Here is a 21,767-nt window from a genome sequence, read left to right on the forward strand (position 1 = left end):
AGACAAAAGTCCCCGGGGCGGCAACAATGGGCAGACTAACCCTGGCCGGCGACGCGCCTGCCCGGAAGGAGACGCTCATGATCACACGGAACCGCACGTGACCGGCCCGGCGTCACAAAGTCGCGCGCTGCCTCGTCAACGGGGTATGAACCTCGTCGCGCATCGCGTATGTCTGATCCTTTTGACGATCGTCGGCCTCAGCCTCGGAGTGTGGGCATACTTCGCCCCGTTGAATTGGTACACAACGTTTCCCGGCATGGGCATGCACTGGTTGCCGGTGCTCGGCCCGTACAACGAGCATTTCGTGAAGGATGTCGGCGCGTTGTTCTTCGGGCTCGGGTCGCTCAGCGCCGCGGCGGTGTACTACCTCGATAACCGCCCCGTCGTCGTGATCACGGGAGTCAGCTGGTCGGTCTTCAATGTGCTGCACCTGATCTATCACCTCGGCATGCTGCACATGTACGGCCTGCGTGACGCGGTCCTCAACGTGATCAGTCTCAGCCTGCTTCTGGTGGTATCGCTTATCCTGCTCGTCCCCGCACGCAGTCACAGCGTGGATCGCACATGACTTATGACTACGACGTCGTGGTGATCGGCTCCGGTTTCGGCGGCAGCGTGGCGGCGCTGCGCCTGAGCGAGAAGGGTTACCGGGTCGGCGTGTTGGACATGGGCCGCCGCTGGGCGCCCACCGATTTCCCGCCCAACAACTGGCATGTCCGCAAGGCCATGTGGGCGCCGAAACTGGGCTGCTTCGGCCCGCAGCGCCTCACCGTGCTCGGCAAGACGTTCATCGCCAGCGCGGTCGGCGTCGGCGGCGGATCGCTGATCTACGGCAACACCCTCTACGAGCCGTTGGAGCGGTTCTACACCGACCCGCAGTGGGCGCACATCACCGACTGGAAAGCCGAACTCGCGCCGTACTACGAGCAGGCCCGCCGGATGCTCGGGGTGACGCCCACCCCGCATACCACCCCGGCCGATGAGGTGCTGCTGGCGGTGGCCCGCGACCTCGGGGTCGAGCACACCTACCACCCGACCAACGTCGGGGTGTTCTTCGGCGACGAGCCCGGCAAAACCGTCGAGGACCCGTTTTTCGGCGGCGCCGGACCGGCCCGCACCGGCTGCATCGGCTGTGCGCAATGCTTCACCGGCTGCCCGCATAACGCCAAGAACACCACCGAGACCAACTACCTGTATCTGGCCGAACACGCCGGCGCCCAGATCCATCCGCTGACCATGGTCACCGATGTGCGGCCGCACGGCGACGGTTATGTCGTCAGCACGGTGCGCACCGGCCGGTGGCTGCGCAAGCACAAGCGGGACTTCACCGCCCGCCAGGTGGTGTTCGCCGCGGCCTCGCTGGGCACCCAGCGGCTGCTGCACAAGCTGCGCGACACCGGATCACTGCCGCAGCTCTCGCCGCGGCTCGGCGAGCTGACCCGCACCAACTCCGAAGAGGTGCCGGTGGTGCTGGCGCCCGACCGCGACGACTTCGCCCAAGGGGTGGCGATCACCTCGTCGATTCACCCGGAAGCCAACACCCATGTCGAGGTGTGCCGTTACGGCAAGGGCTCTAACCTGCTCTCGATGATGGGGACCCATCTGGTCGACGGCGGCCCATGGCGTTTCGCCCGGCTGCTGCTGATGATCGCGCGGCACCCGGGGCTGCTGCTGCGCAGCATGTTCCCGCGTGGCGCCTCGGAGCATTCGATCATCATCCTGGTGATGCAGTCATTGGACAACTCGCTGACCACTTACCGCAAGCGTGGCCTGTTCGGCACCCGCATGACCACGAAACAGGGTGCGGGGGAACCTAACCCGGACTGGATCCCGATCGCCCACGACGTCGCCCGCCGGATGGCCGAGAAGGTCGGCGGGTTCGCCGGGGGCACCTATCTCGACGCGCTCAACATTCCGCTGACCGCGCATTTCATCGGCGGCTGCCCGATCGGTGATTCCGCGGATACCGGTGTCATCGACCCCTATCAGCGCGTCTACGGTCACCCGGGTCTGCACGTCGTCGACGGCTCGGCGATCACCGCCAACCTGGGGGTCAACCCGTCGTTCACCATCACCGCGCAAGCCGAACGGGCCATGGCGTTGTGGCCCAACAACGGCGAGCCGGATCCGAGACCGCCGCTCGGGCAGCCCTACCGACGCATCCCGCCGATGTTTCCGCACCACCCGACGGTGCCGGACAGCGCCCCCGGCGCGCTGCGGTTGCCGCTGGCGCCGTCGGGGTAGGAGCCGCGGCGCTATCCTGGCGCGATGCCGACGTTCGCGCAGGTGTATCGCGAAAAGTATCTGCTGCTGACCACCTTCACCAAGGACGGCAGGGCCAAACCGACCGCGGTGTGGGGCGCGCCGGCCGGCGACAAGCTGTTGGTGATCACCGATGACGGATCCTGGAAGACCAAGCGCATCCGCAACACGCCACGCGTGACCATCCAGAAGTGCGGCGTGCTGGGTGCGCCGAAGGGCGAGCCGGTCGAGGCAGTGGCCCGGGTGCTGCCCAAGAGCGAGACCAGGCGCGTCTACAACGCGGTCGTCAGGCGCTACTGGTGGCACGCCTGGTGGTTCGTTCCGCACTCGCTCGTGCGCGGCGGGATCGACAAGGTTCACATCGGCTTGGAGATCGCGCCCGCCGGGGCAGCGCTCTAGCCCAACGTCCTAGCCCGCCCGGCCCAACAGATGCCGCAGCGCCTGTTCGAGTTCGGGCATGCGGAAGCGGTGATCGGCCTCCTCTAGCCGCCCCGGCAGCACTCGCTGGCTCGCGCCGGCAAGCTCACGTGCCCCTTGACCGCCGAGCAGCAATCGTGGTCCGAGCGCCGGAACCGGCAGGATCGTCGGCCGGCGCAGCACTCGTCCGAGGGTTTTGGTGTACTCGCGGTTGCGCACCGGGTTCGGCGCGACGGCATTGACCGCCCCGGACAGCCCGGTGTCCCACAGTGCGCGGTGATAAACGTCGATCAAGTCGTCGATCCCGATCCAGGGCAGCCATTGTCGGCCATCGCCGAGCCGACCGCCCAGCCCGGCGGCGAACAGCGGCCGCATCAGGCGCAGCGTCCCGCCCCGCGGTGATTGCACGATGCCGGTGCGGATCCGCACGACGCGCTTTTCGGCCTGTTCTGCCGGGGCCAGGGCGTCTTCCCAGTCGGCGACGACCTCGGCGAGAAACCCGTCGCCGCGTTGGCTGTCTTCGGTGAGGATCTCGTCGCCGCGGTCGTAACCGTAGTAGCCGACCGCTGATGCGCAGACCAGGGTGCTCGGTCCAGCGCTGCTTCGGGCGACCAACTCGGCGAGTCTGCGGGTCGGTGCGATTCTGCTGTCCCGGATCGCCCGCCGGTGCTCGGCGGTGAAGCGTCCCGCGATCGAGGCGCCGGCCAGATGAATCAACGCATCGACGCCGGCCAGCAGGTCAGGATCCGGGTCGTCGGGATTCCACTGCCGCTCACCGGGATTGGTTGCGGCGCGCCGCACCAGCCGGATCACCCGATGGCCGCCGGTGCTCAAGAACGCGGCCAGAGCCGAACCGACGAGCCCGGATGCGCCGCTGATGGCCACCGTGATCGGCTTCAGGCCGTGTTCTGCGGCGCGCCGGTGGGCGGCCAGGTCATCGGCGAGCTGGCGGTGCCGATAGACCAACATCGGCCGCAGCATCGACTCGGGTAGGGGCGTCTCGATGCGATCGGTCAGCTGTGTTCTTCCGTCGCCGAGATCGTCGAACTCGTGGCTGTGGCGCCACCGCATCGCCGTCCGGGCCGGCAGCGACGCCAGGCCGCGGCCGCCGATGGCATCGACAAAACGCCACGGCGGGTCATAGCCGCCGGGCTGGTGTTCGGCGATCCAGCGCAGTCCGCCGGGAAGTGCCAGTTCGGCGGTGCCGTCACGCAGCGAGTCCGCTTCGGCGATCAGGTGCATCGGCTGCCACGGCGGGCTCAACCGGGTGAACGCACCCGGCCTCTCGTGCCACGCGAAGACGTCCGCCGGCGGCGCCTCGACGACGCTGGAAAAGACCAGGCCCATGCCTCGACGCTACTCGGCAGCGGCGGCGCTACCGGCTGGTTGAGGTCAGCCCGGCGTAGCGGGCCAGGTGCCGGTCGCGGGAGCCGAACTGGAACTCGATCGCGGTGAGCCGTTTGAAGTAATGCCCGATCGCCAGCTCCTCGGTCATGCCCATCGCGCCGTGCAGCTGCACCGCGCTCTGCCCGACGAACCGGGCGGCCCGCGCGACCGTGGCCTTGGCCGCCGAGACCGCCCGGGCGCGTTCTTCGGCGCCGGCGTCGAGCTTCATCATCGCCAAGTGCTGTGCGGCCACAGCCTGCTCGACCTCCAGGTACATGTCCACCATCCGATGCTGTAGCACCTGGAACGCCGCGATGGGCTGGCCGAACTGCTGCCGTTGCTTGGTGTAGGCGACGGTGTCGGCCAGGACGCGCCGCAGGCAGCCGACCGCCTCGGACACGATCGCGGCGGTGGCCACGTCGACGGTGTGCTCCAGCGCCGGCCACGCTTGGCCCTCGCCGCCCAGCAGCGCGTCTGCGGGCAGCCGAAGGCCGTCGAGCGTCAGGTCGGCGGCGCGACGGTCGTCGATGGTGCGCAACGGTTCCATGGTGAGACCCGCTGTGGCATCGCTCAATTCGAGCAGGAACAGCGACACCCCGGCGGTGTCACGCCGATCGCCCGACGTCCGCGCCGTCACCAGTAGGTGGGTGGCGATCGGTGCCGCCGACACCGCGATCTTGGCCCCGTCGAGCACCCAGTGCTCACCGTCGCGGCGTGCGGTGGTGGCCACGTCGTGCCAGGTCCCCGCCGACGCCGGCTCCTCGGCGGCGACCGCAACGACGGCGTTCCCGAGTGCGATGCGCTCCAACAGGTGAGCAGCCTGCGGGCCTCCGGTGCGTTGCAGCAACCCGCCGGCGAGCACGACGGTCTCCACGAAGGGTTCGATGACCAGCGCATGCCCGAGTGCTTCGGTGATGATCATCAGCTCGGTAGCGCCACCGCCGAGCCCGCCGGCGCTCTCCGGCAGGGTCGCCCCGAGGATGCCCAGGTCATCGGCGAAGGCACGCCAGATGGGCGGCTGCCAGCCGGCTCCCGTTTTGGCCGCAGCGCGACTCGTCTCCAAGTCGTAGCGGTCGGCGAGGAACTTGCCGACGGTGTTGCGCAGCAGGTCCTGTTCGTCGGTGAATGAGAAGTCCATCTATAACCCCAGGGCTGCCTTGGCCAGAATGTTGCGTTGAATCTCGTTGCTGCCGGCGTAGATCGAGCCGGCGCGGTCGTTGAAGTAGCGCAGCGGGGCCACCGCCTGCCACGGCTGGCCGCTGACGTAGCCGTCGGCGGGCGGGACGAAGTCGGGCACCGGTCCGCCGGGCATGGTGGCGTGCGGCTGGTAGACCCGGCCGCGCGGGCCGGCGGCCTCCAGCGCCAGTTCGGTGATCGTCTGGCTCAGTTCGGTGCCCAGGATCTTCAGCATCGACGCCGCCGGTCCGGGATTGTGGCCCTTGGCCAGGGCGGCGATGGTGCGAAATTCCAGGATCTCCAAGATGTCGGTGCGGACCCGGGCATCGGCCAGCCGCAGCCGGAAGACCGGATCGTCGGCCAGCGAGGTGCCGTCCGGCCCGTGTTGTCCGGCAGCCTGTTCGGCGACCGCATCGGCCCACACCTGCAGCATCGGGGCCATCGCGCCGCCCCGCTCGAAGTTGAGCAGGTATTTCGCGACGGTCCAGCCGTCGTCGATCCGGCCCAGCACGTTGGCCTTGGGCACCCGCACCGAGTCGAAGAACACCTGGTTCTGCACCTCCTCGCCGGAGGTCATGACCAGCGGCCGGATCTCGATACCCGGTGTGGTCATGTCGATCAGCAGGAAGGTGATGCCTTCCTGCTTCTTGCCGGTGCGCGACGTGCGGACCAGACAGAAGATCCAGTTGGCCTCGGTTGCGTGGGTGGTCCAGATCTTGCTGCCGGTGCATACTAGGTGATCACCGTCATCGACCGCCGCCATCGACAGCGACGCCAGATCCGAGCCGGACTCCGGCTCGGAGTAGCCCTGGCAGAAGAACACTTCACCGGTGAGGATCCGCGGCAGGAACCAGTTCTTCTGCTCGTCGGTGCCGAAGCCGATGATCGCGTGCGCCACCATCTTGATGCCCATCGGGGAGAGATACGGCGCGCCGGCCAGTGCGCATTCGCGGCTGAAGATGTAGTGCTGCAACGGGGTCCAGTCGCAGCCGCCGTATTCGACCGGCCACGCCGGTGCGGCCCACCCGCGTTCGTGCAGGATCGCCTGCCAGCGCATGCTCGCCTCGTGATCGGCGTAGACACTAGTCATCAACTGTCCGGCCCGGCGCAGGTCCGGTGTCAGGTGCTCATCGAGGAACGCACGAACCTCGTCGCGGAATGCTGCCTCTTCGGCCGACCAATCCAGATCCACGTCCCCTCCTAGCCGTACGTCTTGCGTAACAGCGGTTTGACCACCTTGCCGCTGGCATTGCGGGGCAACTCGTCGACCAGGACGAGTTCCTTCGGGTGCTTGTAACGGGCAAGCCGCTCGTTGAGGAAGGGTTCGAGGTCGCTCAGCGTCAGCGATTCATCACCGGCGACAACGGCGACCGGGACCTCACCCCACCTGTCGTCGGGGCGCCCGATCACGGCGGCCTCCCGGATCCTCGGGTGCTCGAAGAGCACGTTCTCGACCTCGGCGCAGTAGATGTTCTCCCCGCCGGAGATGATCATGTCCTTCTTGCGGTCGACGACGTAGACGAAGCCCTCGTCGTCGACACGCACCAGGTCACCGGAGTGGAACCAATCACCGGCGAACGCCTCAGCGGTCGCCTCCGGCTTGTTCCAGTAACCCTGCATCAGAGTCGGTCCGCGGTAGACGATCTCGCCGATCTGACCGGGCGGGACGTCGTTCATGTCATCGTCGACCACCCGTGCGGCGATGGTCGGGATCACCTTGCCCACCGACCCCAGTTTGCGGATGGCGTCGGCACCGTTGAGCACGCAGGTGATCGGCGACATCTCGGTCTGGCCGAATACCGCGACGTTGAGCGCGTCGGGAAAAGTCTCGGCCATCGCCCGCAGCACGGTGTCCGACGCCGGCGCGGCTCCCCAGCTGATCACCTCCAGAGCCAGGTCCCGTTGCCGCACAGTCGGATCTGCGCAGATCAGTTGCCACTGCGCCGGAACCAGGAAGACCGAGGTGGCGCGCTCGCGCTCCCAGGCATCGAGGGTGTCGGCGGCGTTGAATGCCCCGAGCGGGTGGATCACCGTCTTGGTGCCGACCACCAGGTTGGGCGTGATGCTGCCCAGGCCCGCGATATGGAACATCGGTGCGGCACAGAAATATACGCTCTCCGGGCTGGTGTGCAGGGCCTGGATGCAGGTCAGGGACTGGGCCTGCAGGTTCGAATGGGAGAGGATGGCGCCCTTGGGGCTGCCCGTGGTGCCCGACGTGTACATGATCAGCGCCGGGGTGTCTTCGGGGATATCGGCGGCGGGGTGCGGCTCTCCGGGTTCGGCGATCAGCGACTCGTAATCGTCGCCGAGCACGACGGCCACATCGAGCCCGACGGCGTTCTTACGCACCGCGTCGATCAGTGGTGCGAGGAGTTGGTCGGTGATGACGCCCTTGGCGCCGCTGTCGGAGACGATGTAGCTGATCTCGGGGTCGGTGAGCCGGAAGTTGACCGGCACGGCGATGGCGCCCAGGGCGTTGATCGCCAACACGGACTCGATGTACTCGGTGTGGTTGAGCATCACGATGAGAACGCGGTCACCGAAGGAGATCCCGCGACGGAACAGTGCTCCGGCCAGCCGTTGCGAGCGGTCATGCAGCTGGCGCCAGGTGGTGTCGGTGCCGCGGCACCGAAATGCCACGGCATCGGGGCGCATCTCGGCGTGGATCGCCACCTGATTCATCCAGTGGTTGCGTCGGGAACGCAGTGGCTGTGCGATCATTCGGCGAACACCGCCTGTCGCTTCTGCAGCATTGCGGTGGCCCCTTCGATGAAGTCCGGCGAGCCCAACAGCTCCACCTGGCCGGCCTTCTCCCGGGCCAGCGCGGCGCCGAGTGAGGCGAGGCTGGTGGCGTTGAGCGCCTGTTTGGTCAGCTCCAGAGCACGACGCGGCCCGTGGGCCAGCTTCGCGGTGGCCTCATCCACCCTGGCGTCCAGCTCCGCGTCGGCCAGCGCGATCCCCACCCCGACACCGGCGGCCGCCCCGTTGACCCGGGCGATCACCGGCACCGGGCTTTCGGCGATCGCCGTCACCAGCCGGGCGGCGCAATCCATCACCTCCTCGGCGGTGACCCCGCCGGCCGTGGCGGACAGGTCGGCGCCGGTGCAGAACGCCTTGCCTTCGCCGGTGATCACGACCGCGCGCACCGCAGGATCGCCGGACGCTTCGGCGAACACGTCGCCCAGGGCCGCCATGGTGGCGTAGTCGATGGCGTTGAGCCGTTCCGGATTGGTCAGCGTCACCCGCAGGACCCGGCCGTCCCGGGCCGCGGTGAGCTTGGCAGAGGTGGTGGTCTCGGTCATGGACAGCCCCGCACGTTGCTTCCTTAGTGGTCTGAAATGTAAATTGTGGTTAACTTATGGGTGTCGGGCCGAACTGTCAACAACGGGGGGCGAACGGTGGCGGCAGGGGATCTGGATGCGCCAGCCACCGCGGTGCGGCGTCGTCCCAAGGACCGCAAGGTCCAGATCGTGCGGGCCGCGGCGCGCGCCTTCAGCGACCGCGGCTATCACGCGGTCGGCGTCGACGAGATCGCTGCCGACGTCGGGATCTCCGGGCCGGCCCTATACCGGCATTTCGCCAACAAATACGCGCTGCTGGTCGCCACGGCCGAATACACCGCGCAGACGCTGGTGGCCGCCGCCCGCGGCGCCGACGACCCGGCCCGGCCGGCGCACGAACGGTTGCGCGCGATCATCGACGCACTGATCGAGACCACCATCGGCATGCGACGCGAGGGCGCGTTCTACCGGTGGGAGCGGCGCTACCTGCAACCGCCGGACCGCAAGCACATCCGCGCCAGCTACGACGCTCTGAACGCCGCCCTCGCCGAACCGTTGACATTGCTGCGCCCCGGGCTCCCCGACGCCGACACCGCGATGCTGGCCGCCGCCGTGCTCAGCGTCATCGGCAGCATCTCCGCGCACCGCACCCGCCTGGCCGCCGCGACGCTTCACACGCTGCTGGCCGACCTGTGCTGGTCGGTATTGACCACCGAGTTGCCTGCCGCGCCGGCCCGTGCTGCGCCACGGCGCGCCGAGCGGGGGCTGCCGAGCACCTCCAAACGAGAACGGCTGCTCGCCGAAGCCATTCGCGTGTTCGGGCAACGCGGCTTCTACGAAGCCAGTATGGAAGAGATCGGCGGTGCCGCCGGCCTCAACGGCTCCAGCGCCTACCGCTACTACCCGAGCAAGGCCGCTCTGCTCGCCGCGGCGTTCCAGAGGGCCGGCGACCGGGTGTTACTGATCATCACCGATGCCCTGGCCGAGTCGAGCAACCCGCGCGAGGCGGCCACCCGCATCGCCGAGCGCTATACCGCGCTGGCCTTCGCCGCACCGGAGCTGATCAACATCTACTTCGCCGAGTTCGCCAACCTGCCCGACCAGGACCGGACCCACCTGCGCGGGTTGCAGCGGCAGAACGTCCAGGAATGGGCCCACCTGCTCTGTCAGCTCGGGGCGGCCGAGACTGAAGCGGTCTTCCGGGTCCACGCGGCCCTTGGCCTTGTCGTCGATGTCGGACGCCTGGTTAACTTCGACGACTCCGCGGAGCAACGCGCCCGGGTCAACACCTTGATGGCGGCCGTGCTCTTCGGCGATCAGCGGCCGTGACCGCTGCGCGCGGTCAGACCTGGCCGTAGCGGCGGCGGAACTTCTCGACCTGCCCGGCCGAGTCGACGATCCGGCTCGTGCCGGTCCAAAACGGGTGCGACGCCGAGCTGATCTCCACGGTCACCAGTGGGTAGCTGTCGGTGCCCGCCGCCGTGGGCCAGTCGATGGTGCGTTCGCTGGTGACGGTGGAGCGGGTCAGGAACGCTTCCCCGGTGGGGGCGTCCTGAAAGACCACGGGGTGGTAGTCGGGGTGGATGTCGGGTTTCATCACTGGTCTCCGTCTCGGTTGCGGTACAAGGAGATAGCGGTTGTGGCCGTGGCGTTTTCCTCGCACGGCTCCTCGTGATGGTCGCCGAACGGGTCGCGGTAGCCGGCCCATTGGTTCGGCCGACGCAACTCGTGGTCGGTGAGCAGTGCGGCAGACAAGGTCGCTCGGATCTGCGCGGGGTCAGCGCCGCAGATCAGGATCACCAGCGAGGTGTGCCGATCCCCGTAGCGGTGATCCCAGATCAGATCGGCGAACGCATGCCGTTGCGGGGCGACGCGGGCGGCCTCTGCGGCTGTCATCGCGGCCAGCCACTTGCCCGCCGAAGAGGTGTGCAGCCCGCCGCCCGCCGACTCCAGCCAGATGGCCTGCTCACCCCGGTTGGCCAACCACAGCCGCCCGCGCGCACGCACCACTCCTTCGAGTAAGACGTCGAGGGCGTCGTGGAGGCGTTGCGGGTGAAAAGGCCGGCGGGCGTGGAACTCGATCATCTCGACCGGGCCCTCGGCCTGCAGCGACGGTTGACCGGCCAGCAGCGGGGCGTGCGGGTCCTCATCGCGGCCGCGGCGGGCGTCGGCGTCGAGGTGGGTCAGCGCTTGTTCGAGGCGGTCCGTTCCGGCGGTGATGCGTGCCAGCGGAGCCAATCGGCGCAACACCGCCAACGCAGTCGGGTCCGGATCGAAAACCACCAGGACATCGGCAGATTCGGCCTGGCCGACCACCACTTGCGCGACGGTCCGGCCGTCGTCGAGTTCGTCGTCCCCGAGGGCTTGGGGCAGCCAGGTCGTCGAATCGACACACGTGACGACCGCGGCGACCGCCACATCGTGGCCGGCCGGGCCGTCGATGTACCCCGGCCCGACGCGGACCCGGACGTGGCGGATCGCCCAACAGATGGGTTGCGGCTCTAACCAGTCGGGCAAGGAGACCACGATGCGTTCGACGCCGGCACGCCGGTGCAGCCTGCGCAACAGCACCAGCAGGTCGTTGCGCAGCGTGCAGGACACGCAGCCATGCGCCAACTCCAGGGCCGAGGTCGTGGCAGGCGTTGTCCCCTGAGTGGTTTCGCGAACCACCACATGACCGTCCAGCCCGTAGCAGACGGTGACCGTGCCCGCCTTCGACTGCAAAGCCCTGGTCGCTGCACCGATGCCGTACTGCCCGGCCACCAGGATCACCGGAGTCCGCATCACCCTCCTATTGAAAATCATTGTCATTAACGTCAGTCCTACGGTAGCCTTCAGTTCATCGCTTGTCGACAATCATTTTCAATAAGGTTGGAGGAGGGGTCTGTTGTCTGCCCGCTGCCAAGTCACCGGCCGGACGCCCGGATTCGGGAACGCGGTGTCGCATTCGCATCGCCGCACCCGGCGCCGCTGGTCGCCCAATATCCAAGTCAGGACCTACTACCTGCCTTCGCAAGACCGTCGCATCACGCTGCGGGTGAGCGCCAAAGGCATCAAGGTCATCGACCGTGACGGAATCGAGGCTGTGGTGGCCCGATTGCGCCGGGAAGGGCAGCGGATCTGATGGCGCGCACCGACATCCGCGCCCTCGTCAAACTGCGCTCGAGCGCGGGCACCGGCTACACCTACGTCACTCGCAAGAACCGGCGCAACGACCCCGATCGTCTCGTGCTGCGCAAGTATGACCCCATCATTCGACGCCATGTCGACTTTCGCGAGGAGCGCTGAGTCATGGCCAAGAGATCCAAGATCGTCAAAAACGAGCAGCGCCGAGCGCTGGTGGCCCGCTACGGTGAGCGTCGCGCTGAACTCAAGGCGATCATCAGCTCGCCGTTGAGCAGCCCGGAGCAACGATTGGCCGCCGGGCGTGCGCTGGCGCGCCAACCGCGCGATGCCAGCCCGGTGCGGCTGCGCAACCGCGACAGCGTCGACGGGCGTCCCCGCGGTTACCTGCGCACATTCGGGGTCTCCCGGGTAAGGGTGCGCCAGCTCGCCCACGACGGGCATTTGCCCGGCGTCCGGAAGGCGAGCTGGTAGATGGCAACCAAACCCTTGGGGGCGCGGCGCGTTCGGCAGGCCGGAGCCAGGCCCAAGAAGCAGAACCTGCTCACCAAACTGAAAGTGGCGGCCGTCGACTACAAAGACACCGCGACCCTGCGGATCTTCATCTCGCCGCGCGGCAAGATCCGCTCACGTGAGGTCACCGGACTCACTGTGCGCCAGCAGCGCCAGGTCGCCGGCGCCATCAAGAACGCCCGCGAAATGGCATTGCTGCCTTATCCGGGTGTCACTGCCGAGTGATTCGGTCGATGGCCCGGGGCTCAGCCGATGTGGAACACGACTTCTAGGGCCAGGAATCCGAAGACGAGCAATCCGAGGATTCCGGCGATCACCGGAAGAACAAGTACGGGGTCTTTCATGGACCGAGACGGTATACAGCTTTGGGTTGCAAATATTCGGAAAGTGCTGTCGATCACCCCAACTCGGGACTTTGGTCTGTGAGCTGCGACACGGCCGTCGGGTCAGGTGTAGGCGACGCGGACCCGATGGATCTGGCCCTGGAACGGGAACGGTGCGCGTTCCCGGTAGTCCAGGGATACCGGCGAGCCCAGGCAGGTGCCGATGTCGAGGCAGTCGTTGGCGGTGAACAACAACGGTGCGCTGACCGGCACCTGGCCCTCGGCAACGGTGTCGCCGTTGACGGCCACGGTGATGTCGAGTGCTCCCGCCGGGCGCGGTTCGGCGTAGTGCGTGGTCACGGTGATGGTGGCGCGTCCAGGTGGCACCTTGGCCGCGGTGCGGATCTTGGTGCGCGACAAGATGAACAGGTTGTACTCATAGCAGAGAAAGCCCTCGTCGAAGTAGCACGTCAGCCCGCCGGCTCCACCTCCGAGCGCGTACAGCACGCCGCTCGCGTGGGCCGGTATATCGGCGTCGATCGTGACCACGTTGTTCTTGTTGCCGAGTGCGGGAGCGCAGAATTCGGGCATCCGCACGGTATCCCCGGGAAAGTCCCACTCGGTATAGGGCGGGGCGATCCGCAGCTCGGGGTGGTAGACCGGCACCCACAGGCCGCCGCCGATGGGCAGCACTGAGTTGCGGGCCGCCTCGACCATGAAGATCTCGCGCATTTGAGCGAGCTTCTCCGGCATCTGCTCGGCCAGGTCGTGCGCCTGTGACCAGTCCTCGTCGAGGTGGTAGAGCTCCCACACATCTTCATCGGGAGTCCAGGTGGCGATACCCGGCGGTTGACCGGGCACCCACGGCAGGCGGGGTCCGCGCGCCGACGCCATCCACCCGTCGTGGTAGATCGCCCGGCTGCCCATGATTTCGAAGTACTGGGTCTGCTTGCCGCCGGGCGCATGCCGGTCGGCCAGCGTGCGCGCGAAACTCGCTCCCGCCAAGGGTATCTGGGGTTGCCCGTGGACGGTTCGCGGTGCTTCGATCCCGACTACCTCATAGATGGTCGGGACGATGTCATTGCAATGCAGGAACACCTCGCGCGGGGCTGGGTCCGCGGCGACCTTGGCCGGCCAGCGCACCACCATTGGGTTGCGGGTGCCACCCAGGTGGGAGGCCAGCAGCTTCATGCCCTTATACGGGGTGGAACCGGCCCATGCCCATGCAGCGTGGTACTGATTGTCGACCAGCGGCGATCCCAACACAGCCAAGCCACCGAGCGCGTCGAGGGCGTCGATATGCTGGCGCACGGTAGTCGGAATGCCGTTCTGGGCCAACAGTTCCGAGATGGTGCCGTTCTGCCCTTCGCCGGAGGAGCCGTTGTCTCCCCAGATGTAGAAGAACAGCGTGTTATCGGCGTAGCCGAGGGTCTCCAGCTCGTCGGCGATTCGGCCGACCTGGACGTCGACGTGTTCGGCGTATCCGGCGGCGACCTCCATCAGGCGGCGCTGGAAAGGCTTCTCGTCCTCCGGGATGTCCTCCCACGCGGTCAGCGTCTCGTCGCGTTCGGTCAGCGAACAGTCTTGGGGAATCCAGCCTTTGGACTTGGCGCGTTCGAACACCCGCTGGCGGTAGGCGTCCCAGCCGTCGTCGAACTTGCCGGCGTACTTGTCGGCCCACTCCTTCATGATGTGGTGTGGGCCGTGCAGGCAGCCGCTGGCCCAATACATGAAGAACGGCTTGTTGGCGTTGAAGGCTTTGTGCCGCCGCAGCCAGGAGATGGCGTCGTCGGCCAGATCCTCGGACAGGTGGTAGCCCTCTTCGGGAGTCCTTGGCGGGGCCACCACGGTGGTGTTGCGGACCAGGTTCGGTTCGTATTGGGATGCCTCACCGGCCAGGAAGCCGTAGAAGTATTCGAAGCCCAGCCCGGTGGGCCAGTTTTCGAACGGCCCTGCCGCGGTGGTTTCCTCCGCGGGCGTGTTATGCCACTTGCCGAACGCCGAGGTGGCGTAACCGTACTGCTTGAGCACCTCAGCCACCGTGGCGCTCGACGCCGGAATCTTGCCGGCGTAGCCGTCCCAATCGTTGGCCAATTCTGCGATCTGGCCATTGCCGATCTCGTGATGGTTGCGTCCGGTGAGCAAGGACGCCCTGGTAGGGGAGCACATCGCCGTGGTGTGGAACCGGTTGTAGGACACGCCTTGCCGGCTGATCCGGTCGAGGGTCGTGGTGTTCACCTCACCGCCGAACGTCGACGGTAGCCCGGGGCCGGCATCGTCGATGAGCACGATGACGATATTGGGCGCGTCGGCGTGCAACCGCTGGGGGGTCACCCGTGGGCGGTAAGTCGATTCCTGCAATGTCCGGCCCGCGATACTGCCCGAGCTGACCGGTGGGAACGGCAATACCGCACCGTTCGGCAACACCGGAGCCACCACCTGATCACCCAACGCCAGCCTCCCTATCTCGGGTACATCGTCGTCTACGGCTGCGCGCTCATGTGTGCGCGTCGCCTCTCGGTGGGTCCGGCGCCAGACTGCCGTCCGGGGCGATGTGGGCGAAGATCTGCTGGAGCAGGGTCAAGATGTGCGGATCGTCGACGGTATAGATGTGATGACGTCCTTCGCGTCGGGCGTTGATCAACCCGGCCAGCCGCAGCTTGGTCAAGTGCTGGCTCATGGTCGCGACGTTGATGCCGGCCCGGCCCGCCAGGGTCGTCACGTCATAGGCGTCTTGGGCGGCCAGCCACATCACGTACAGCCGGGCTGGGCTGCTGAGCAGTGCGAACGTGCTCGCGGCGGAGGCCAGTTGGGGAGGGGTCGGCTCGTCGGGCCGGTTGGCTGAACTGATTTCTTCGGATAGCCGTTCTCGATCTTTTGCCATGGCGGCATTCATTTTGTCCCAACTCCCATGGCGGGGTTCGCCGAACGACACATTCATACAGTTGCGCAAACACCAAAGTGTGGCCCAGAATTGGGCGGTCCACGCGGGAGATTGGCCGCCCGGGAGGGTGCGATCCGAACCCGCCGTCAGACCACACGATTGGTTACCGCCGAATTGATTGCGACATCGTTGCTGCTGCGCCCGACTGCCATGGGACTGCGGGCGGCGTCGGCCCTCGTCGACGCAGCAGCCCGCGGTGCGTCGGCCACCACCGAGGCGGTCGGCGCCATCACCGTGGCCAGCCTGCAGGTCGCCGCGGTGCCGGTTCGCGAAGCCACCCGGATGCTGTCCGGCCAGTCCGCCTCGGCGCCGCTGGGCCGCCGATGTTGGCAAGGCGCCGACCGGGCCTGGATCGAGGTGCGCGGGCTGAGCGACAGCGCCGAGCTCGGCGACCGCGTGCTTGAGGTCCTGGTCGCCGAACCGGGTGTGATCTCGGTCCGGCTGAACCGCCCACTGTCGCGCGTCGTGGTGCAGTTCGGAAACGCCCCCGACGTCGATGGCGACCGGGTATCACTGCATGACTTGTGCCGGCGGGTCGCCGAGACCGAACGGAGCTACCGCCGGGTCGGCGGCTCGGACTCCCCGGCCGTGCAACCCGCCGCGCTGCCCGGCGACGGATTGCTGCTGATGGCCCGGGGCGTGATGGTCGGCGTCAACATTGCGGGGTTGGCCGTCGCGGTCGCCGGGCGCGCGCTGCGGCTGCCGCAGGCGCCGATCACCGTCGATGCCGCCGCCGCCCTGGCGAACTACCAACCGTGGCTGCGCCGCCAACTCGTCGATCGAATCGGCGTCGGGCCCGCCCACACGGTGCTGTCGTTGATCTCGACGGGGGCGCGCATCGCCACGCTGTCGCCGGCCACGCTGGCGGTGGATTTGGCGTTGCAGGGCATCAAGGCCGCGGAGAACCAGGCTGCGGCACAGGCCTGGAGCCACCACGAGCCGCACCTGGCCCGGCACGCCGACCATGCGCAGGTTCACCTGCCCTCGCGGCCGGTGCCCCTGCCGGAGGGAGCCGCCGACCGCCACGGCAGAAGGGCCGCCTCGGTGCAACTGTTCGGCGCCGGCCTGGTCGGCTTGCTCACCGCAAACGTCACCACCGCCGCCACCGCCGCCGTCGTCGCCGCTCCAAAGGCCATGCGCACCACCACCGAATCGTTTGCTGCGACGCTGAGCCGCGCGTTGGTCGAGCAGCACGCAGCGCTGCCGCTGCGTCCGGAGGGTCTGCGCCGACTCGACCGAGTCGACGCCGTGCTCATCGACCCGCGGTTGCTCTACCGCGGGGCGGCGCGCCACCCGCTGGCGTCAGCGCTGCTGGCCGAAGCGCGGGCCTCGGGTGCCGAACTGGTGACCCTCGACGTCGAATCCCTGGGCGAGCTGCGGCCGGCGTTCGACGAATTGGCGCCGGTCGTTGCGGGCGCCGGCGACGAGGAACTCGACGACGCGTTGGCCGCCGCCTTGACGGCTCGCCAGCAGGCCGGCCGCACGGTTGCAGTGCTCACCTCCACCGGTGGGCAGGCCCTCTGCTGTGCCGATGTGGGTTTGGGGATCCTGAGCGATGATGCGGAGACGGCGCCGCCGTGGGACGCCGATCTGCTACTGGCCGATCTGACCGGCGCCTGGCGGGTGCTGCATGCGATACCGGCGGCACGGGCGGCCACCCAGCGCGGCATCTCCCTGTCCACCGGCGCATCGACCCTGGGTGCGCTGCTCATGGTGCCCGGTGTCCGGGGCGGGCGCGGGCCGGGGCCAGTCACCGCCGGGGCGGCCACCGGTCTGCTCTCGGGATACCTGTTGGCGCGCGGCGCGGCGCGCACTCCCGCGCCGCGGCCCGCGCCGGCCTACGAGTGGCATGCGATGTCGATCGAGCAGATCCGAGAGGTCCTGCCGACACCGGACCGCGCGGCAGTCGCCGCCGACCTCGATGTTCGCCCCCCGACGATGGCCTGGCAGTTCGTCAAGGCGGTGCGCGCCGAACTGTCGGACCCGCTGATGCCAGTGCTGGCACTGAGTTCGGCGGCCACCGCGATGCTGGGTTCTCCGGTCGACGCGCTGATGGTCAGCACGGTGCTGATCGGCAATTGCATGCTCGCGGCGGCGCAGCAGCTGCAGGCCGAGAACCGGCTGAACCGGCTGCTGGCCCAGCAGACCCCGCCCGCGCGGGTCGTCGAGGAGGACGCCGACGCCTACGGTGAGATCGTCGCGGACCGGTTGCTGCCCGGCACCGTGATAGAGGTCCGCAGCAACGAGGTCGTGCCTGCCGACGCGCGGCTCCTTGAAGCGACCGACCTCGAGGTCGACGAGTCCTCGCTCACCGGCGAATCGCTGTCGGTGGACAAGCAGACCGCGGCGACACCGGGTGCCGAACTCGCCGATCGGCGCTGCATGCTCTACGCGGGCACCACGGTGGTCGCCGGAACCGCCCGGGCGGTGGTTACTGCCGTCGGCGCTGACACGCAGGCCCGCCGTGCCGCCGAACTGGCCGCCGGGGAGCTGCCCGTCGTCGGCTTGCAGCATCAGCTGAGTCAGCTGATGAGTCGCGCCTTCCCGGCCAGCGCGGCCGGCGGGCTGATGGTGGGCCTGCTCGGGATGCTGCGGGGCGGCGGCCTGCGGCTGGCTCTGGGCAACGCGATCGCGGTCGCGGTGGCCGCCGTGCCCGAGGGCATGCCGTTGATGGCGACGCTGGCGCAACATGCCTCCGCGCAACGCCTGACCGATTCCGGTGCGCTGGTCCGCATCCCCCGTTCGGTGGAAGCCCTCGGGCGGGTCGAGGTGGTCTGCTTCGACAAGACCGGAACGCTGAGCGAGAACCGGCTTCGGGTGACCCGGGTGCACCCGGTCTCGGGGTATTCGGACGACGACGTGCTGCGGTCCGCGGCCAACGCCGCCCCGGCACCCGAAGGCGACCCGCACGCACACGCCACCGACCAGGCCGTCACCGAGGCGGCCGCCGGCTTATCCAGCGCCGACGAGCCGTTGTGGACCGCCCCGGATGCCCACCTGCCGTTCCGCTCCGGCCGGGCGTTCTCGGCGTCGGTGTCCGGTACCGAGCTGATGATCAAGGGCGCACCGGAAGTGGTGCTGGCCGCCTGCACCGGCCTCGGCCCCGACAGCGACGCCCCGGTGGCCGAACTCGCGGCTGAGGGCCTGCGGGTGATCGCCGTGGCTCAACGCCGGCTCACTGCCGCACAAGTGAAGTCACTGGCCGACGACCCGGACGCCATCACCGGCCTGTGCCAGAGCGGATTGACGTTGATCGGGTTCCTGGGCATCTCTGACACTCCGCGCGCCGAAGCGCCGCAATTGCTCGCCGACCTGGCAGATCGCGGCGTGAGCATCCGGCTGATCACCGGCGATCATCCCGTCACCGCCACCGCGATCGCCGCGGAACTGGGGATGCCGGTCACCGCCGACCAGGTCATCACCGGAGCGGAGTGGAATGCGTTGTCGCGCAAGGGCCAAGAACGAGCGGTAGGCGAGCGAGTGATCTTCGCCCGGATGTCCCCGGAGAACAAGGTGCAGGTCGTCCAGACCCTCGAACGCAGCGGCCGGGTCTGCGCCATGGTCGGCGACGGTGCGAACGACGCGGCGGCCATCCGGGCCGCCAGCGTGGGGCTGGGCGTGGTGGCCCGCGGCAGCGACTCGGCGCACCTCACCGCCGACATCGTGCTGACGGATGGACGCATCGGCGCCCTGGTGGATGCCATCGACGAGGGCCAGCGGCTGTGGCGCGGAGTGCAGTTGGCCGTGACCGGCCTGCTCGGCGGCAACGTCGGCGAGGTGATCTTCGGTGTCATCGGCACCGCCTTGTCGGGAACCTCACCGCTGAACAACCGCCAGCTGCTGCTGATGAACATGCTCACCGACGCGCTGCCGGCCACCGCAGTCGCGGTCAGCACCCCGTCCGGCTCTGCGCACCGAGTCGCGCACGGCATCGATGAACGCAGCCTGATGCGCGCCGTCGCCGTCCGCGGCGCGATCACCGGGGCTGCGGCCAGCGTGGCCTGGGGGATGGCTGCACTGACCGGGCGTCGGCAACGTGCCGCCACGGTCGCCCTGATCACGCTGGTCACCACCGAGCTTGCCCAGACATTGGTCGATTCCCGTGCCCCGCTGGTGCTGCTCACCGCAGCGGGCTCCTTTGCGGCGTTCGCGGCGATGATCAGCCTTCCGGGCATCAGCCAGCTGTTGGGTTGCACCCCGGTGGGCCCGCTGGGCTGGTCGCAGGCCCTGGGCGCCAGCGGTGCCGCCGTCCTGGCGATCGCCGCGGCGCCGCACGTGCTGCCGGCCGCCCGGAACCAGATGCCGGAGATCGATGCTGGGCCCGGCCCGCTGGCCACGGTGCAGACCCTGCGCCCACCAGATGCCCGGTCCAGCTCGGCTGCCGCCGATGAGGGGGCTACCGTGATGGCCAGTCGTACCAACTGACCAGCGGAGGCCGGGCATGCACCCATTCCGGCAGGCCGTCGAGGCCCGCGACAGCGCGGCTATGGAGGCGCTGCTGTCCGACGATGTCGTGTTCACCAGTCCGGTGGCGTTCAAGCCTTATCCGGGCAAGCCGATCACGGCGGCGATCCTGCGCGCCGTCATGCGTGTCTTCGAGGATTTCCGCTACGTGCGGGAGATCGCCGACCCCTCGGGGCGCGACCACGCGCTGATGTTCGAGGCGTCGGTCGGTGGCAAACGCCTCAGCGGCTGCGACTTCCTGCATATGGACGACGACGGCAAGATCGACGACTTCGTGGTCATGGTCCGGCCGCTCTCGGCGGCCACCGCGCTGGCCGAGGCCATGGGACAGCAGTTCGAGCAGATCACGCGCGAGGCCGCCGCCGGTTAGCGCAAAAGCGCATCGGCGCCGCCCGACCGGCGGTTATAGTTGAGCACGGCGATGAAGCTCGCCTTGAACCGCCGCCCCGGCTGATGGCTTCTACCAGATCCGATGACATATGGGCTGGGAGGCATTGCATGACTTGGCACTCAAAAGATTTAGGCGACCATAACCGCTACCGCATGCGCGTTTGAGCGATGCCGACACCCGGATCCGATGTGTCCGACGGCCTTGAGCTGTTCGTTCGGCACCGGCGGTCTCGTGCGGTGCGGGAACAGGCCCCAGTCGTTGCGGCGGTTGCGGTCGGCGGCGCCATCGGTGCATGCGCTCGATACGGCATTGAACTGGCATGGCCGACGCCGTCCGGCGGTTTTCCGTGGGCCACAATGCTTGTCAACGTCAGCGGCTGCGCTCTGATGGGGGCGTTGATGGTGGCGATCACCGAACTGTGGGTCGGGCACCGGCTGCTGCGGCCGCTGCTGGGCACCGGTGTGCTGGGCGGCTACACGACGTTCTCCACGTTCGCCGGTGACGTCGACTCCCTCGCCGCCGCAGGCCATCTGGCCCGGGCCTTGGTCTATCTACTGACCACCCCGGTGCTGGCGCTGCTCACCACCTGGACCGCCGCGGCTCTGACCCGCGGTCTGCTCATCAGGAGGCCATCATGACCCAGCTAACCGGATCGGCGCTGCGCCTGACGGTATTCATCGGCGAGAGTGACACGTGGCACCGCAAGCCGCTGTTCAGTGAGATCGTGCACCGGGCGCGCCGGGCTGGTCTGGCCGGCGCGACGGTGTTCCGTGGCGTCGAGGGGTACGGCGCGTCCTCGGCCATCCACACCACCCGGCTGCTGTCCCTGTCGGAGGACCTTCCGGTCTCGGTGATCATCGTCGACACCGCCGAACGGATCCGCGCCTTCCTGCCGCAGCTGGACGAATTGGTCACCGAGGGCTTGATCCTGCTCGACGAGGTCGAGGTCGTCCGGCACGTCGGCCGAACCGCCGAGGGCCAGTGAACTGGCTGCTGGTGATCGCCGGTGCCGCGGTGGGGGCACCGTTGCGGTACTTGACCGATCGATTCGTCCAAGCGCGGCACAACACCACCTTCGGGTGGGGCACGTTCACCGCCAATGTGCTCGGCAGCCTGATCCTGGGTGCGCTGACGGGTGCAACGAGCGCCGGTGACGAGCGGTTGCAGCTGCTGGTCGGTACCGGCCTGTGCGGGGCGCTCACCACTTACTCGACCTTCTCCTACGAAACGCTGCAGCTGGCCGGCGCCGGAGCAAGGCTTTATGCGCTGGCCAACCTGGTGCTCACCCTGACGTGCGGTCTCGGCGCCTACTATGCGGGCGGCCTTGCCGCGCAGGCGGTCTGGGGATAATCGGCGTCAGCCGGACGAGCCAGGAGCTCGCGACCGATTCAGAGACGCGCGACATGTAGCCACATGCGGCAGCGGACAATTCGGCACAAAGAACCTGCCAGGCCCCTGCGGTGCTTAGGCGATCCTCATCGCCCATC

The 21,767-nt window shown here is 68.2% G+C and carries 22 protein-coding genes and 1 riboswitch; of the genes, 13 read left to right on the forward strand and 9 right to left on the reverse strand.

Features of this window, described 5'->3' with window-relative positions:
* The first annotated feature begins 97 nt into the window (after positions 1 to 97).
* From AC5Y4Q_RS11560 to AC5Y4Q_RS11570, 3 genes are read left to right on the forward strand one after another with little or no spacing between them, the layout of a single operon-like run.
* Positions 98 to 568, forward strand: a complete 471-nt coding sequence (locus tag AC5Y4Q_RS11560; RefSeq protein ID WP_234786412.1) for a hypothetical protein — start codon at positions 98 to 100, stop codon at positions 566 to 568.
* Positions 565 to 2,244 carry a GMC oxidoreductase gene (locus AC5Y4Q_RS11565; RefSeq protein ID WP_499959031.1) on the forward strand — a complete coding sequence of 560 codons (1,680 nt, stop codon included), beginning with the start codon at positions 565 to 567 and terminating at the stop codon, positions 2,242 to 2,244. Before AC5Y4Q_RS11560 ends, AC5Y4Q_RS11565 begins: the two co-directional genes overlap by 4 nt.
* A 24-nt stretch (positions 2,245 to 2,268) precedes the next feature.
* Entirely contained in the window at positions 2,269 to 2,661 is a 393-nt protein-coding gene (locus AC5Y4Q_RS11570) for a PPOX class F420-dependent oxidoreductase (RefSeq protein WP_064923753.1), read from the forward strand.
* A gap of 9 nt (positions 2,662 to 2,670) precedes the next feature.
* On the opposite strand, the gene AC5Y4Q_RS11575 is transcribed toward AC5Y4Q_RS11570, so the two are convergent.
* Genes AC5Y4Q_RS11575 through AC5Y4Q_RS11595 form a run of 5 tightly spaced genes read right to left on the reverse strand, consistent with a single transcriptional unit; the run spans position 2,671 to position 8,543 of the window.
* Positions 2,671 to 4,026 (reverse strand): TIGR01777 family oxidoreductase, encoded by a 1,356-nt coding sequence (locus tag AC5Y4Q_RS11575; protein WP_064923754.1) that lies wholly within the window; start codon positions 4,024 to 4,026, stop codon positions 2,671 to 2,673.
* 28 nt (positions 4,027 to 4,054) lie between these two features.
* On the reverse strand, positions 4,055 to 5,203 hold the full coding sequence (locus tag AC5Y4Q_RS11580) for an acyl-CoA dehydrogenase family protein (protein ID WP_499959033.1): 1,149 nt from the start codon (positions 5,201 to 5,203) through the stop codon (positions 4,055 to 4,057).
* Positions 5,204 to 6,433, reverse strand: coding sequence for an acyl-CoA dehydrogenase family protein (locus AC5Y4Q_RS11585; RefSeq protein WP_499959035.1), 1,230 nt, complete (start codon positions 6,431 to 6,433; stop codon positions 5,204 to 5,206).
* Between the two features lie 8 nt (positions 6,434 to 6,441).
* Complete coding sequence (fadD5, locus tag AC5Y4Q_RS11590) at positions 6,442 to 7,962, reverse strand: fatty-acid--CoA ligase FadD5 (RefSeq protein ID WP_499959037.1); 1,521 nt, start codon at positions 7,960 to 7,962, stop codon at positions 6,442 to 6,444.
* The gene (locus tag AC5Y4Q_RS11595; RefSeq protein WP_064923758.1) at positions 7,959 to 8,543 is read right to left on the reverse strand and encodes an enoyl-CoA hydratase-related protein; all 585 of its coding nucleotides are present in this window, start codon (positions 8,541 to 8,543) and stop codon (positions 7,959 to 7,961) included. The genes fadD5 and AC5Y4Q_RS11595 overlap by 4 nt, the downstream gene beginning before the upstream one ends.
* A gap of 96 nt (positions 8,544 to 8,639) precedes the next feature.
* On the opposite strand from AC5Y4Q_RS11595, the gene AC5Y4Q_RS11600 reads away from it, so the two are divergent.
* Positions 8,640 to 9,851 (forward strand): TetR/AcrR family transcriptional regulator, encoded by a 1,212-nt coding sequence (locus tag AC5Y4Q_RS11600; RefSeq protein WP_064923759.1) that lies wholly within the window; start codon positions 8,640 to 8,642, stop codon positions 9,849 to 9,851.
* A gap of 13 nt (positions 9,852 to 9,864) precedes the next feature.
* Here the strand turns inward: AC5Y4Q_RS11600 and AC5Y4Q_RS11605 are convergent, their stop codons facing one another.
* Positions 9,865 to 10,119, reverse strand: a complete 255-nt coding sequence (locus AC5Y4Q_RS11605) for a type B 50S ribosomal protein L31 (protein ID WP_064923760.1) — start codon at positions 10,117 to 10,119, stop codon at positions 9,865 to 9,867.
* On the reverse strand, positions 10,119 to 11,306 hold the full coding sequence (gene mrf / locus AC5Y4Q_RS11610) for a ribosome hibernation factor-recruiting GTPase MRF (RefSeq protein ID WP_064923761.1): 1,188 nt from the start codon (positions 11,304 to 11,306) through the stop codon (positions 10,119 to 10,121). The genes AC5Y4Q_RS11605 and mrf overlap by 1 nt, the downstream gene beginning before the upstream one ends.
* A gap of 103 nt (positions 11,307 to 11,409) precedes the next feature.
* On the opposite strand from mrf, the gene rpmB reads away from it, so the two are divergent.
* Genes rpmB through rpsR form a run of 4 tightly spaced genes read left to right on the forward strand, consistent with a single transcriptional unit; the run spans position 11,410 to position 12,383 of the window.
* Positions 11,410 to 11,646, forward strand: a complete 237-nt coding sequence (gene rpmB / locus AC5Y4Q_RS11615) for a 50S ribosomal protein L28 (RefSeq protein ID WP_064923762.1) — start codon at positions 11,410 to 11,412, stop codon at positions 11,644 to 11,646.
* A complete protein-coding gene (rpmG, locus tag AC5Y4Q_RS11620; RefSeq protein ID WP_064923763.1) occupies positions 11,646 to 11,810 on the forward strand; it encodes a 50S ribosomal protein L33 in 165 nt (54 codons plus the stop codon). The genes rpmB and rpmG overlap by 1 nt, the downstream gene beginning before the upstream one ends.
* Positions 11,811 to 11,813: 3 nt before the next feature.
* Positions 11,814 to 12,119 (forward strand): 30S ribosomal protein S14, encoded by a 306-nt coding sequence (rpsN, locus tag AC5Y4Q_RS11625; RefSeq protein WP_064923764.1) that lies wholly within the window; start codon positions 11,814 to 11,816, stop codon positions 12,117 to 12,119.
* Positions 12,120 to 12,383: a 30S ribosomal protein S18 gene (rpsR, locus tag AC5Y4Q_RS11630; protein ID WP_064923765.1), complete on the forward strand. Its 264-nt coding sequence runs from the start codon at positions 12,120 to 12,122 to the stop codon at positions 12,381 to 12,383. It abuts the gene before it with no gap.
* Positions 12,384 to 12,604: 221 nt separating this feature from the next.
* On the opposite strand, the gene AC5Y4Q_RS11635 is transcribed toward rpsR, so the two are convergent.
* Both AC5Y4Q_RS11635 and AC5Y4Q_RS11640 read right to left on the reverse strand, forming a co-directional pair.
* The gene (locus AC5Y4Q_RS11635) at positions 12,605 to 14,932 is read right to left on the reverse strand and encodes an arylsulfatase (protein WP_064923766.1); all 2,328 of its coding nucleotides are present in this window, start codon (positions 14,930 to 14,932) and stop codon (positions 12,605 to 12,607) included.
* Positions 14,933 to 14,978: 46 nt separating this feature from the next.
* A complete protein-coding gene (locus AC5Y4Q_RS11640; RefSeq protein WP_064923787.1) occupies positions 14,979 to 15,365 on the reverse strand; it encodes an ArsR/SmtB family transcription factor in 387 nt (128 codons plus the stop codon).
* 210 nt (positions 15,366 to 15,575) lie between these two features.
* Here AC5Y4Q_RS11640 and AC5Y4Q_RS11645 point away from each other — a divergent pair, with 210 nt between their 5' ends.
* From AC5Y4Q_RS11645 to AC5Y4Q_RS11665, 5 genes are all read left to right on the forward strand, one after another.
* Positions 15,576 to 19,850 (forward strand): cation-translocating P-type ATPase, encoded by a 4,275-nt coding sequence (locus AC5Y4Q_RS11645; protein WP_499959069.1) that lies wholly within the window; start codon positions 15,576 to 15,578, stop codon positions 19,848 to 19,850.
* Between the two features lie 16 nt (positions 19,851 to 19,866).
* The gene (locus tag AC5Y4Q_RS11650; protein WP_064923768.1) at positions 19,867 to 20,259 is read left to right on the forward strand and encodes a nuclear transport factor 2 family protein; all 393 of its coding nucleotides are present in this window, start codon (positions 19,867 to 19,869) and stop codon (positions 20,257 to 20,259) included.
* Between the two features lie 38 nt (positions 20,260 to 20,297).
* Positions 20,298 to 20,359: riboswitch (Fluoride riboswitch) on the forward strand.
* Between the two features lie 88 nt (positions 20,360 to 20,447).
* Positions 20,448 to 20,918, forward strand: coding sequence for a fluoride efflux transporter FluC (locus tag AC5Y4Q_RS11655; protein WP_125224894.1), 471 nt, complete (start codon positions 20,448 to 20,450; stop codon positions 20,916 to 20,918).
* The gene (locus tag AC5Y4Q_RS11660; RefSeq protein WP_064923770.1) at positions 20,915 to 21,265 is read left to right on the forward strand and encodes a DUF190 domain-containing protein; all 351 of its coding nucleotides are present in this window, start codon (positions 20,915 to 20,917) and stop codon (positions 21,263 to 21,265) included. The genes AC5Y4Q_RS11655 and AC5Y4Q_RS11660 overlap by 4 nt, the downstream gene beginning before the upstream one ends.
* On the forward strand, positions 21,262 to 21,630 hold the full coding sequence (locus AC5Y4Q_RS11665; protein ID WP_125224895.1) for a fluoride efflux transporter FluC: 369 nt from the start codon (positions 21,262 to 21,264) through the stop codon (positions 21,628 to 21,630). The genes AC5Y4Q_RS11660 and AC5Y4Q_RS11665 overlap by 4 nt, the downstream gene beginning before the upstream one ends.
* Positions 21,631 to 21,767: the final 137 nt, after the last annotated feature.

The sequence above is a fragment of the Mycobacterium sp. NGS16 genome (genome assembly GCF_059813225.1).

What these genes read in the sequence shown, in the direction of transcription:
- AC5Y4Q_RS11565 (WP_499959031.1), top strand. Translation starts at nt 565, where the DNA reads ATGACTTATGACTACGACGTCGTGGTGATCGGCTCCGGTTTCGGCGGC.
- AC5Y4Q_RS11570 (WP_064923753.1), top strand. Translation starts at nt 2,269, where the DNA reads ATGCCGACGTTCGCGCAGGTGTATCGCGAAAAGTATCTGCTGCTGACC.
- AC5Y4Q_RS11575 (WP_064923754.1), bottom strand. Translation starts at nt 4,026, where the DNA reads ATGGGCCTGGTCTTTTCCAGCGTCGTCGAGGCGCCGCCGGCGGACGTC.
- AC5Y4Q_RS11580 (WP_499959033.1), bottom strand. Translation starts at nt 5,203, where the DNA reads ATGGACTTCTCATTCACCGACGAACAGGACCTGCTGCGCAACACCGTC.
- fadD5 (WP_499959037.1), bottom strand. Translation starts at nt 7,962, where the DNA reads ATGATCGCACAGCCACTGCGTTCCCGACGCAACCACTGGATGAATCAG.
- AC5Y4Q_RS11595 (WP_064923758.1), bottom strand. Translation starts at nt 8,543, where the DNA reads ATGACCGAGACCACCACCTCTGCCAAGCTCACCGCGGCCCGGGACGGC.
- AC5Y4Q_RS11605 (WP_064923760.1), bottom strand. Translation starts at nt 10,119, where the DNA reads ATGAAACCCGACATCCACCCCGACTACCACCCCGTGGTCTTTCAGGAC.
- mrf (WP_064923761.1), bottom strand. Translation starts at nt 11,306, where the DNA reads ATGCGGACTCCGGTGATCCTGGTGGCCGGGCAGTACGGCATCGGTGCA.
- rpmG (WP_064923763.1), top strand. Translation starts at nt 11,646, where the DNA reads ATGGCGCGCACCGACATCCGCGCCCTCGTCAAACTGCGCTCGAGCGCG.
- rpsN (WP_064923764.1), top strand. Translation starts at nt 11,814, where the DNA reads ATGGCCAAGAGATCCAAGATCGTCAAAAACGAGCAGCGCCGAGCGCTG.
- rpsR (WP_064923765.1), top strand. Translation starts at nt 12,120, where the DNA reads ATGGCAACCAAACCCTTGGGGGCGCGGCGCGTTCGGCAGGCCGGAGCC.
- AC5Y4Q_RS11640 (WP_064923787.1), bottom strand. Translation starts at nt 15,365, where the DNA reads ATGGCAAAAGATCGAGAACGGCTATCCGAAGAAATCAGTTCAGCCAAC.
- AC5Y4Q_RS11645 (WP_499959069.1), top strand. Translation starts at nt 15,576, where the DNA reads ATGGGACTGCGGGCGGCGTCGGCCCTCGTCGACGCAGCAGCCCGCGGT.
- AC5Y4Q_RS11650 (WP_064923768.1), top strand. Translation starts at nt 19,867, where the DNA reads ATGCACCCATTCCGGCAGGCCGTCGAGGCCCGCGACAGCGCGGCTATG.
- AC5Y4Q_RS11655 (WP_125224894.1), top strand. Translation starts at nt 20,448, where the DNA reads ATGCCGACACCCGGATCCGATGTGTCCGACGGCCTTGAGCTGTTCGTT.
- AC5Y4Q_RS11660 (WP_064923770.1), top strand. Translation starts at nt 20,915, where the DNA reads ATGACCCAGCTAACCGGATCGGCGCTGCGCCTGACGGTATTCATCGGC.